6 protein-coding genes and 3 rRNA genes are annotated in these 12,462 nt (G+C 57.4%); all 9 read left to right on the plus strand.

Annotated elements, in window-relative coordinates:
* Nucleotides 1-178: 178 nt before the first annotated feature.
* The 9 genes from AB1Z25_RS00005 (at nucleotide 179) to AB1Z25_RS00045 (ending at nucleotide 12,435) form a co-directional block, all read left to right on the plus strand.
* Nucleotides 179-1,714: ribosomal RNA gene (locus AB1Z25_RS00005) — 16S ribosomal RNA — on the plus strand.
* Nucleotides 1,715-2,018: 304 nt separating this feature from the next.
* Nucleotides 2,019-4,907: ribosomal RNA gene (locus AB1Z25_RS00010) — 23S ribosomal RNA — on the plus strand.
* A gap of 121 nt (nucleotides 4,908-5,028) precedes the next feature.
* Nucleotides 5,029-5,143, plus strand: a 5S ribosomal RNA gene (gene rrf, locus AB1Z25_RS00015).
* Together the 16S, 23S and 5S rRNA genes form the textbook arrangement of a ribosomal RNA operon.
* A 193-nt stretch (nucleotides 5,144-5,336) precedes the next feature.
* The gene (locus tag AB1Z25_RS00020; RefSeq protein WP_486636343.1) at nucleotides 5,337-5,858 is read left to right on the plus strand and encodes a GspH/FimT family pseudopilin; all 522 of its coding nucleotides are present in this window, start codon (nucleotides 5,337-5,339) and stop codon (nucleotides 5,856-5,858) included.
* A 1-nt stretch (nucleotide 5,859) separates the two neighbouring features.
* Nucleotides 5,860-6,429 (plus strand): type IV pilus modification protein PilV, encoded by a 570-nt coding sequence (gene pilV, locus AB1Z25_RS00025; RefSeq protein ID WP_486636344.1) that lies wholly within the window; start codon nucleotides 5,860-5,862, stop codon nucleotides 6,427-6,429.
* Nucleotides 6,426-7,187 carry a PilW family protein gene (locus AB1Z25_RS00030; protein ID WP_486636345.1) on the plus strand — a complete coding sequence of 254 codons (762 nt, stop codon included), beginning with the start codon at nucleotides 6,426-6,428 and terminating at the stop codon, nucleotides 7,185-7,187. Before pilV ends, AB1Z25_RS00030 begins: the two co-directional genes overlap by 4 nt.
* Nucleotides 7,184-7,591, plus strand: coding sequence for a pilus assembly PilX family protein (locus AB1Z25_RS00035; RefSeq protein ID WP_486636346.1), 408 nt, complete (start codon nucleotides 7,184-7,186; stop codon nucleotides 7,589-7,591). Before AB1Z25_RS00030 ends, AB1Z25_RS00035 begins: the two co-directional genes overlap by 4 nt.
* An 11-nt stretch (nucleotides 7,592-7,602) precedes the next feature.
* Nucleotides 7,603-11,976 carry a pilus assembly protein gene (locus tag AB1Z25_RS00040; RefSeq protein ID WP_486636347.1) on the plus strand — a complete coding sequence of 1,458 codons (4,374 nt, stop codon included), beginning with the start codon at nucleotides 7,603-7,605 and terminating at the stop codon, nucleotides 11,974-11,976.
* 9 nt (nucleotides 11,977-11,985) lie between these two features.
* On the plus strand, nucleotides 11,986-12,435 hold the full coding sequence (locus AB1Z25_RS00045; protein WP_107801148.1) for a type IV pilin protein: 450 nt from the start codon (nucleotides 11,986-11,988) through the stop codon (nucleotides 12,433-12,435).
* The last annotated feature ends 27 nt before the right edge of the window (nucleotides 12,436-12,462 follow it).

Consider the following 12,462-nt stretch of genomic DNA (forward strand, 5'->3'; position numbering starts at 1 on the left):
ACCTCCTCAGCAGACAACGCAGCGGCGGAAACGAAGCGCAGCGACCTGCACCGATCTTTAACAGAACGAATAACCGATAGGTGTAAGTGCTCGGTCGATGACCAAACACTTGCACTGCAAGACGAGAAATGTCTCGATGTTTCTTTGATCTTGCGTGCCAGAAAATTTGCTTGGAATTGAACTGAAGAGTTTGATCCTGGCTCAGATTGAACGCTGGCGGCATGCTTTACACATGCAAGTCGAACGGTAACAGGGTGCTTGCACCGCTGACGAGTGGCGAACGGGTGAGTAATGCATCGGAATGTACCGTGTAATGGGGGATAGCTCGGCGAAAGCCGGATTAATACCGCATACGCCCTGAGGGGGAAAGTGGGGGACCGTAAGGCCTCACGTTATACGAGCAGCCGATGTCTGATTAGCTAGTTGGTGAGGTAAAGGCTCACCAAGGCGTCGATCAGTAGCGGGTCTGAGAGGATGATCCGCCACACTGGGACTGAGACACGGCCCAGACTCCTACGGGAGGCAGCAGTGGGGAATTTTGGACAATGGGCGCAAGCCTGATCCAGCCATGCCGCGTGTCTGAAGAAGGCCTTCGGGTTGTAAAGGACTTTTGTCCGGGAGCAAATCCTAGTGGTTAATAACCGCTGGGTCTGAGAGTACCGGAAGAATAAGCACCGGCTAACTACGTGCCAGCAGCCGCGGTAATACGTAGGGTGCAAGCGTTAATCGGAATTACTGGGCGTAAAGCGTGCGCAGGCGGTTGTGCAAGTCTGATGTGAAAGCCCCGGGCTTAACCTGGGAACGGCATTGGAGACTGCACGACTAGAGTGCGTCAGAGGGGGGTAGAATTCCGCGTGTAGCAGTGAAATGCGTAGAGATGCGGAGGAATACCGATGGCGAAGGCAGCCCCCTGGGATGACACTGACGCTCATGCACGAAAGCGTGGGGAGCAAACAGGATTAGATACCCTGGTAGTCCACGCCCTAAACGATGTCAACTAGCTGTTGGGGGTTTGAATCCTTGGTAGCGTAGCTAACGCGAGAAGTTGACCGCCTGGGGAGTACGGCCGCAAGGTTAAAACTCAAAGGAATTGACGGGGACCCGCACAAGCGGTGGATGATGTGGATTAATTCGATGCAACGCGAAAAACCTTACCTGGTCTTGACATGTAACGAACGCCGCAGAGATGTGGCGGTGCCCGAAAGGGAGCGTTAACACAGGTGCTGCATGGCTGTCGTCAGCTCGTGTCGTGAGATGTTGGGTTAAGTCCCGCAACGAGCGCAACCCTTGCCATTAGTTGCCATCATTAAGTTGGGCACTCTAATGGGACTGCCGGTGACAAACCGGAGGAAGGTGGGGATGACGTCAAGTCCTCATGGCCCTTATGACCAGGGCTTCACACGTCATACAATGGTCGGTACAGAGGGTCGCGAAGCCGCGAGGTGGAGCCAATCTCATAAAACCGATCGTAGTCCGGATCGCACTCTGCAACTCGAGTGCGTGAAGTCGGAATCGCTAGTAATCGCAGATCAGCATGCTGCGGTGAATACGTTCCCGGGTCTTGTACACACCGCCCGTCACACCATGGGAGTGAGTTTCACCAGAAGTGGGTAGGCTAACCGTAAGGAGGCCGCTTACCACGGTGGGATTCATGACTGGGGTGAAGTCGTAACAAGGTAGCCGTAGGGGAACCTGCGGCTGGATCACCTCCTTTCTAGAGAAGGTTGTTGATCGAGTACTTACAGCCTATCGGTTATTCGCGAGTTTGAGTCTCGCGATCAGAGTGCTTGGATGAGTACTGTGATCGCGTTGTTTGAACGCACTGATCTTTAACAAACTGAAGAAGCCGAATATATAAAGACGGCGAGAAGGAAGCGTAGAGTTAACTCTTTACGTGGACGGATCGTCATCTTGGGTATTTGATTGTATCTAGGCTACGTCGCCATATCAAAAGGGGCGGTGTAGTCGTCGCACAAACACACTTGTTGTTTTGGTGATCTAGGTTACTGAAATGATAGGGTCAAGCGACTAAGTGCATCTGGTGGATGCCTTGGCGATCATAGGCGAAGAAGGACGTGTAAGCCTGCGAAAAGCGCGGGGGAGCTGGCAATAGAGCTTTGATCCCGCGATGTCCGAATGGGGAAACCCCTCCGCAAGGAGATCCCAGACTGAATCCATAGGTCTGAGGAGGCGAACGCAGCGAACTGAAACATCTAAGTAGCTGCAGGAAAAGAAATCAACCGAGATTCCGTTAGTAGTGGCGAGCGAACGCGGAAGAGCCTGTACGTGTTATGGATTGTGTTAGTGGAAGGTTCATGGAAAGGACCGCCATAGTGGGTGATAGCCCCGTACACGAAAACGCATTCCAAGGACTAGGCGTACGATAAGTAGGGCGGGACACGAGAAATCCTGTCTGAAGATGGGGGGACCATCCTCCAAGGCTAAATACTCATGATCGACCGATAGTGAACCAGTACCGTGAGGGAAAGGCGAAAAGAACCCCGGGAGGGGAGTGAAATAGAACCTGAAACCGGATGCATACAAACAGTGGGAGCGGACTTGTTCCGTGACTGCGTACCTTTTGTATAATGGGTCAGCGACTTACGTTCAGTAGCGAGCTTAACCGAATAGGGGAGGCGTAGGGAAACCGAGTCCGAATAGGGCGATTTAGTTGCTGGGCGTAGACCCGAAACCGAGTGATCTATCCATGGCCAGGATGAAGGTGCGGTAACACGCACTGGAGGTCCGAACCCACTAGTGTTGCAAAACTAGGGGATGAGCTGTGGATAGGGGTGAAAGGCTAAACAAACTCGGAGATAGCTGGTTCTCCCCGAAAACTATTTAGGTAGTGCCTCATGTATCACTTCCGGGGGTAAAGCACTGTTATGGCTAGGGGGTCATTGCGATTTACCAAACCATGGCAAACTCTGAATACCGGAAAGTGCGAGCATGGGAGACAGACGGTGGGTGCTAACGTCCATCGTCAAGAGGGAAACAACCCAGACCGCCAGCTAAGGTCCCAAATGATCAGTTAAGTGGTAAACGAGGTGGGAAGGCATAGACAGCCAGGATGTTGGCTTAGAAGCAGCCATCATTTAAAGAAAGCGTAATAGCTCACTGGTCGAGTCGTCCTGCGCGGAAGATGTAACGGGGCTCAAACTGATAACCGAAGCTGCGGATTTGCACGTAAGTGCAGATGGTAGGGGAGCGTTCTGTAGGTCTGTGAAGGTGTCTCGTAAGGGATGCTGGAGATATCAGAAGTGCGAATGCTGACATGAGTAGCGATAAAGCGGGTGAAAAGCCCGCTCGCCGAAAGCCCAAGGTTTCCTACGCAACGTTCATCGGCGTAGGGTGAGTCGGCCCCTAAGGCGAGGCTGAAAAGCGTAGTCGATGGGAAACGGGTTAAAATTCCCGTACTTTTATGCAGTGCGATGTGGGGACGGAGAAGGTTAGGTCATCAGACTGTTGGAATAGTCTGTTTAAGCCGGTAGGCTGGGGTGGTAGGCAAATCCGCCGCCCCTTAAGGCCGAGACGTGATGACGAGGGTCTACGGACCTGAAGTGACTGATACCACGCTTCCAGGAAAAGCCACTAAGCTTCAGCTGCATAAGAACCGTACCGCAAACCGACACAGGTGGGCAGGATGAGAATTCTAAGGCGCTTGAGAGAACTCAGGAGAAGGAACTCGGCAAATTGATACCGTAACTTCGGGAGAAGGTATGCCTCTTAGAGTGAATCCCCTGCGGGAGGAGCTTTGAGAGGTCGCAGAGAATCGGTGGCTGCGACTGTTTAACAAAAACACAGCACTGTGCCAACACGAAAGTGGACGTATACGGTGTGACGCCTGCCCGGTGCTGGAAGGTTAAGTGATGGGGTGCAAGCTCTTGATCGAAGCCCCAGTAAACGGCGGCCGTAACTATAACGGTCCTAAGGTAGCGAAATTCCTTGTCGGGTAAGTTCCGACCCGCACGAATGGCGTAACGATGGCCACACTGTCTCCTCCTGAGACTCAGCGAAGTTGAAGTGTTTGTGAAGATGCAATCTCCCCGCTGCTAGACGGAAAGACCCCGTGAACCTTTACTGTAGCTTTGCATTGGACTTTGAACAGACTTGTGTAGGATAGGTGGGAGGCTATGAAGTGGGAACGCTAGTTCTCATGGAGCCGTCCTTGAAATACCACCCTGGTGTGTTTGAGGTTCTAACCTTGGTCCGTGATCCGGATTGGGGACAGTGCATGGTAGGCAGTTTGACTGGGGCGGTCTCCTCCCAAAGTGTAACGGAGGAGTTCGAAGGTTACCTAGGTACGGTCGGAAATCGTGCTGATAGTGCAATGGCAAAAGGTAGCTTAACTGCGAGACCGACAAGTCGAGCAGGTGCGAAAGCAGGACATAGTGATCCGGTGGTTCTGAATGGAAGGGCCATCGCTCAACGGATAAAAGGTACTCCGGGGATAACAGGCTGATACCGCCCAAGAGTTCACATCGACGGCGGTGTTTGGCACCTCGATGTCGGCTCATCACATCCTGGGGCTGTAGCCGGTCCCAAGGGTATGGCTGTTCGCCATTTAAAGTGGTACGTGAGCTGGGTTCAAAACGTCGTGAGACAGTTTGGTCCCTATCTGCAGTGGGCGTTGGAAGTTTGACGGGGGCTGCTCCTAGTACGAGAGGACCGGAGTGGACGCACCTCTGGTGTACCGGTTGTGACGCCAGTCGCATTGCCGGGTAGCTAAGTGCGGAAGAGATAACCGCTGAAAGCATCTAAGCGGGAAACTCGCCTGAAGATGAGACTTCCCTGAGGGCTTGACCCTCCTGAAGAGTCGTTCGAGACCAGGACGTTGATAGGTCGGGTGTGGAAGCGCTGTGAGGCGTTAAGCTAACCGATACTAATTGCTCGTGAGGCTTGATCCTATCATTTGAGTGGCTTGGGAAACTGAGCGACGAGATAGTGTTGTGCGGCACAATTGAATACCGAATATATGTGGGGTGGTGTAGACCATCCCAGGCTTCTTCAAGTTTGTACCAGTTTATGTCTGGTGGCCATAGCGAGGTGGTCCCACGCCTTCCCATCCCGAACAGGACCGTGAAACGCCTTAGCGCCGATGATAGTGTGGCATTCGCCATGTGAAAGTAGGACACCGCCAGACGCCCCATTGCAAAGCCCAGCTCAATCGAGCTGGGCTTTATGCATTGCATCGCCGTCTGGCTGACGATCCCTTTCCCGTTTCTGCTCCTTGTCTTCCCTTCTGTCTTGATTTAGTTGCCGCTTGTCCAGCCAGGCTTGCCTGCGTTCGCTTCTCTATACAATCCTGAAAAAACAGCTTAAGCAATGGGAATGGAATGGGCCGGCGAACGACGTTGGGTGGTTTCACCATGGTTGAGCTATTGGTGACCATTGCGGTGGTGGGGATTGGCCTGGCATTGGCGGTGCCGGCGTTTAACCAATTCATCGACACCAATCGTTACCAGGCGTTGTCGCGCGCCTTGGTGGCGGACATGACCAATGCCCGCGCCGAAGCGATTCGCCGCGGCGTGCCGGTGGGCGTGTGCGCGTCGACCGATGGCAGCAGTTGTTCCAATACGGCCAGCAATTGGTCGGTGGGCTGGTTGGTTTTCGCCGATCTCGATGGTAGCGGCGCGCCTTCCAGCAGCGAAATCCTGTCGGTGCATAACCCTGGCGGCGCCGCTGTCGCTTCGAGCACGGTGGCCGGTTTTCGTTTTGCGCCCAGCGGCGAGGCGAGGGGGGCGACGGCCAGCGGCACGCGCCTAACCACCACGCTGCAGATTCAGTTTCGTAGCCAGACCACTACGGCCAGCAGCACGGTGCAGGTGGCGCCGTACGGCTTGATCAGCGGGAATTAATATGCGCGCACGGATAAGAGCGGAGGCCGGGTTCTCCTTGCTGGAGGTGCTGATCTCAGTGCTGGTGGTGGCCCTAGGCATGTTGGCCATGGCCGGCATGCAGCTGAAATCCATCCGCGATTCACATGACGCTTATATGCGCAGCCTGGCTTCGGAATTGGCGGTGGAGGCGGCCGAGCGGGTGAGGGCGGCGACCGGCGATCAGGTTTACGCCCTGAATACCGCCAGCAATCAGATGGATTTGAATGGCGCGCTGGGGTGCTACGCCTCCGGGGTGGCGACGTCGGATTGTACCGCCAACAGTTCCGCCACGCAGACCATGGCGACGACAGACACTTCTTACTTTTCATCCACTGCCAATAGTTTGCTGGGCTCGGGCTCGGTGCAGGTTCTGCTAAAAAAAACGGACGGCAGTTCCGCGGCTACCTTGAGCGCGTGTAGCTACAGCCTGGCAGGGGCTTCCGGCACGGGTACGGCTTGTCAGGTTTCGGTCAGCGTCAGCTGGCAGGAAAAAGCGGCGAGCGGCACCACTCCCATGCAAACCCAGACCTTCGAGTACCGATTCCGATGAAAACCTTGGCGATGCGCAGCCGCCGTGAAGGCGGCATGACCTTGATCGAGCTGATGGTGGCGTTGACACTGGGCTTGATGGTGGTGCTGCTGGTCGGCCAGGTGTTCTATTCCAATAAGACCGTGTTTCGCAGCCAGGCGGCGCAGGCCGAGGTGCAGGAGAAAGGCCGTTTCGCCCTCCGCTGGATATCGGAGCAAGTGCGTCAGGCTGGCTATGTGGACACCACCAAGCTGGCCAATGGCCTGGCCGTCAATTTCCCCGCCAGCGGTACCACATTCACGAGCGCGGGAACGGTGTTGCTGGAGGCGAGCGGCACTTTGAACTACCGCTTTTACGGAAATAACGATAATCAGATCATAGATTGCCAGGGCAGTCCGGTGGCCAGCGCGTCGACGGCTTATAATTTCGCAATTGCCCGTACCGCCAGCGATGTGATGACCTGCACCACGGCGGGCAGCACCAGCACGGTGTTGAGCGGGGTGAAGCAATTGGTGCTGACGTATGGGGTGGATAGCAGCACGACGCCGGATAATATTCCAGAGAGTTATGCGGCGGCGGCAGCGGTTGCAGACTGGACCAAAGTGCATGTGGTGAGGGTCTGCATCCTGGTGGAGTCGGACACTCAGTACACCGCGCCCAGCGGCTACTCCGTGACCGACTGCAATGGCAGCGCTTATCCGGCGGCCGGGGTGTCCAATAGCGGCAAGCTGGCGCGTACCTTCCGGACCTCCATCTTCTTGCGGAACAATCTGTCATGACGGCCAAGGCGCAACAACAGGGGTTTTCATTACTGGTGGCCCTGATCTTCCTGACCGTGCTGGCGATGCTCGGTTTCGGGGCGGTGCGTTCGGCGCTGATGGAAGAAAAACTGGGCGGCAACAATCGCGAACGGGCCATCGCCTTCATGGCGGCGGAAGTGGCGATGCGTCAGGCCGAGACTTATATCGCCACGGCCGACAATCTGCCGGCAAGCGGCACCATGGCGAGCGGCACTGTCGCCGTGCCCAATTCGGCCGCGTCCGCCACCTATACCATTAGCTATGTCAGCACCAACGGGGGGCGCGATTACTACCGCCTGCTGGCGACGGGCTACGGCGGTCGCAAGACCCTGTTGAACACAACCCAGACGCAATTGGAGTCCGTTGTCTGGGTGGAGCAGTAAGGAGACGGAAGATGGCGCGCATCTTGATGCAAGGTTGCTTGAGTCTGATCTTGGCCCTGACCCAGGGGAGCCTGGCCTGGGCGTTGACCATTCCGACCCAGCCCTTATTGCAAAACACTTTGCAAGTGAACCCGATCAATCTGCTGGTGATGGGCAAGAGCCATAATCTGTTTGTCGCAGCTTACAACGACTATACGGATCTGGACGGTGTCGGGATGCCGGATATCGGCTACAAGCCCAAGTCCATCGACTATTACGGCTATTTCGACTCCTTCAAGTGTTACACCTATAGCTCGTCCAGCAGCGCTTTCATTCCCTATGCGACGACCAGCGACAAAACCTGCGACGGCTCGCACTGGAGCGGGGACTTCCTCAACTACGTCACCATGTCGCGCATCGATGTGCTGCGCAAATCGCTGTATGGCGGCAAGCGGGCCAGCGCTTCGCCCGCGACGCTGATCCGCTCCAACATCCCGCTGGACGCCCATGTCTGGGGCAAATCTTTCGGCAGCGTCATTTCCACTAGCCCCACGGTGTCCTTGGCCTCCTACGTCGATACCACGCTGGGCGTGTCCAAGTATGAAAATGGCGCCGGCACCTCTACCAGCACTATTGCCAGCATGCTGTCGGCGGGCCGCAACATCGTCATGGTGAACATGGATAGCGGCACCTATCCGGGTACGCCGGTGCTGCGGATCGCGGCGATGGATCCCACCAAGAACGTGATGACGGACTGGGTCAGCACCGAGAGTAACGGCAAGCTGTCTCAGAACTTCACCGCCTTGACCATGCAAGTGCGGGTGTGCGTGGCGGGCTTGCTGGAGAGCAATTGCAATCAGTACGGCAGCAATTACCTGCCCACCGGTCTGCTGCACAAATACGGCATCAGCAGCAATATGGAGTTTGGCTTGCTGACCGGCTCGTATGACTCGCCGCAGTTGGGCGGGGTGCTGCGCGACGCCATCGGCAAGTTCGGCGACGAATTGAACAGCGACGGTACTTTTAAGGCTGGGGGTACGGCCGATACGATCGACCGCCTCAGGATCAATAAGCCCAGCTCCAGCTACGACACCTCCACCAGCGGCAGCGGCAACTGGGGCAACCCGGTGGCCACCATGTATTACGAGGGCCTGCGTTATCTGGCGGGCAAGAGCGGGCCCAAATTCATCACCGGCACCACCTCGATCGATACCAGTACTTTGGGCCTGCCCAAGATCACCAGCTGGACCAACCCCTATAACGGCAGGGCCTGGTGCACCAAGCCCTTTGTCACCGTGATCAGCGAGGCTTTGACCTCTTACGACAGTCAGATGCCGGGCTCGCCCTGGGGCTTCTCCTACAGCAACGATTTGAGCGGGATGAACGTCAGCCAGTTGGGCAACACCTTGTGGGGCTACCAGTTTGGCAGCGGTAGTAAGAACGTGATGATAGGAGAGGTGTCCGGCGGCACCGCCGACGGTTTGCCGACCAGCAAGCCCGCCTCCAATTTCGATGTCCGCGGTTTGTCGCCGGAGGAGCCGACGCGGCAGGGCAGCTTTTACGCGGCGATGGCCGCTTATTATGCGCGCACCAATATCCTGGTGACGCCGACCAGTCCGCCCAGCGGCGCCACCTTGGCGCCGGTGCGCACTTTCGCGGTGGGGCTGTCTTCGCCCCTGCCCAAGATCACCGTGCCCTTGACCGGCGGTTCGGTGACGCTGGTGCCTTTCGGCAAGGTGGTGATTGGCGCAAGCAATACCTTGACCATTACCAACTTCTTCCTGACCAGCGCGGCCAGCGACGGCAGTTCCTATTCCTTTCAGGTGAACTTCGACGATAGCGAGTTCGGCAGCGACTACGACCTGGATGCTATCGCGACTTATCAGATCAGCAAGGTGGGCAGCAATCAGGTGCAGGTGACGGTCAACTCCACCTATGCGGCCAGCGGCTACGCAAACCATCTGGGTTTCATCATCTCCGGCGTGCAACCCTTGGCCGGGGCCTCCACCGAGAACAAGGCCGGCGCCTACCTGGTGGTGCGCGAGAACGAGTCAAGCAGCGCTACTCAGTGCATAGGCACCAGCAGCGGGCAGTCAGGCTATAACCCGCTGAATTACGGCCTCAGCAGCGGCTCTTGCCGTGTGCTGCCCTTGACCTTTACCGCCACCTTCACGCTGGATCCGACCAAGGGCTCGACTACGCTGTTCGAGAGCCCGTTGTGGTATATGGCCAAGTACGGCGGTTTCACCGACAACAAGACCAATCCCAGCAGCCCCAACTCCTTTGACCCGAACAATGTCTGGCAATGGGACGCGGACGGCGACGGCAACCCCGACAATTACTCGCTGGTCAGCAACCCGTCCAAACTGAACGCCCAGCTGGATCAGGCCTTCCAGAACATCAGCAATCAGAACGGGTCAGGTTCGGCCGGGGTGGGCAGCAAGTCCACGATCAGCGGCGATACTTATTACTACGAAGCCTCGGTCAACAGCGCGGACTGGTCCGGGGACTTGAGCGCCCGCAAGATTCTGGTCAGCGGCACCAGCTTGTCCCTGAGCAATCCCTTGTGGAACGCCAAGCTGAAGGTGAACAGCGACACCGGCCGCCAGATCATCACTTCCAGCGGCGGCATCGGCGGCGGGCAAGCCTTCCAGTGGTCCAGCCTGAACACCGTGCAGCAGCAGGCTCTGCGGGCTTCCTCGTCCGAGCTCAGCTCAGTGACGCAAAGCCGGCTGACTTATCTGCGCGGCAGCCCGGCGAACGAGGGCTACGGCAGCACGCAGTTCCGGCCGCGGCCTGCCACCAAGCTGGGAGACATCGTCAACTCCTCGCCGGCTTACATCCCGGCACCGGCGAACGGCTCCAGCGATCCGAACTACAGCAGCACCAGCTACCAGTCCTTCGTGACGAGCAAGGGCAGCCGTTCCTCCATGGTGTACGTGGGCGCCAACGACGGCATGCTGCATGGCTTTCAGGCTACCACCGGCGCAGAACTGCTGGCCTACATCCCCTCGCCGGTGTTCGGCAACCTGAACCTGCTGGCCAGCAACTCCTATACCCATAACTTCTATGTCGACTCGACCCCGGTTGCCGTCGACGCCCAGATTGGCAGCACCTGGGGCAGCTATCTGGCCGGCGGCCTGGGCGCGGGCGGTAAGGGCTTGTATCTGCTGGATATCACCAATCCGGACGCCTTCAGCGAAAGCAGCGCCGCCTCCATCGCCAAATGGGAGTTCAACGCCACCAACGATCTGGACATGGGCTATGTGTTCGGCGCGCCGCAGATCATCAAACTCAATGACAACAAGTGGTATGTGGTCAGCCACAATGGCTACAACAGCACCAACGGCGACGCCGCCCTGCTGATTCTGTCGCTGGATTCCAGCGTCAGCTGGGTCCTGAACAGCAATTACTACAAGCTGTCCACCTTGTCCGGCACCGCGGTGTCGCCCAACGGCCTGTCCACCATCGAGCCGGTGGATCTGGACGGCAACGGCACGATAGACGTGGTCTACGCCGGGGATCTGAAGGGCAATATGTGGAAGTTCGACCTCAGCTCCGGCACGCCGTCCAATTGGAAAGTGGCCTTGAACCGCGTGCCCTTGTTCAGCGCCAAAGACAGCAGCGGCGTGGCCCAGCCCATCGTGCTGGCGCCGGTGACCGCGCCCATGCCGGTCAGCAACGGCGTCACCTCGGCGAGCAATAGCAACCGGATTGTGATGTTCGGCACCGGCAAATACATAGAAAGCTGCGACAAGACCAGTAGCTGCACGCCGGAATCCAACAGCCACAGCGTGTACGGCATTTGGGACTGGGGCGCGCCGGTTTGCGATCGCCGCCTGTTGTTGCAACAAACCCTATCCACCAATGTAATCAGCGGCACCACTTACCGGCAGGCCACCAATACCTCGATCAGCTGGAAAGACTACACGCTGGCCAGCGCGACGGCGAACCAGAGCTGCTCGACGCAGTACGGCTCGATCAGTTCCACCGCCGGCAAGTTGGGCTGGTACGAGGATTTGAACATCAGCGGCGAGCGGGTGGTGGGGATGCTGAACTATTATTCGAAGACGCTGGAATATCAGACCTATATCCCTTCTTCGGATACCAGCGATATTTGCACGCCCAAGGACGCCGCCTATATTCTGCGGGTGCAGTACGATAACGGCGGCGCCGGGATCAAGCCCAAGCTGGCGGACACCGTGGCGCAGACGACGGACTCCTCCGGCAACTACAAGCCCATCATCGGCAAGCAGATGGGCGGCTCGTTGGGCACCACCGATTTTGTCCTGAGCGGCAAGGTCTACTCGCTGTCCAGCAGCACCACGGGCAGCACCTCGATCACGGGCTGGAACTTGGGGCGCAGCTGGAAGCGCGTCACCTGGCGCGAACTGACCAATAACTGAGGATGGGGAATGGGATATCGCAGCAAAGCGGCGCGGCGGACACATCGCGGCTTCACCTTGATAGAGCTGATTGTCGTAGTGGCCATTATCGGTATTTTGGTCAGCATCGCCTTGCCGTCGTACACCAACTACGTGCAACGCACCTATCGGGCCGAAGTGCAGACCGAGCTGCAAGCCATCGCCCAGGCGCAGGAAAAATACTTCACGCTGAATAATGCTTATGCGTCCTCGCTGACCGCGCTGAGCTACGCCTCCTCCAGTATTAGCAGCCAGGACAACCGCTACACCATCACCATGGGCGATCTGAGCGCCTCCGCCACATTGGCCAACGGCCAGGGCTATACCTTGCAGGCGGCCCCGGCCGGCGGGCAAGTGGGAGAGAGCTGCGGCACGCTGAGCCTCAATAGCCTGGGCAGCAAGAGCGCTGCCAGCGGCACCGTCAGCAATTGCTGGCGCTGAGGGCGAAACGAGACAGCCGCGGACCGG

This window comes from Chromobacterium sp. HL1 (assembly GCF_057418835.1).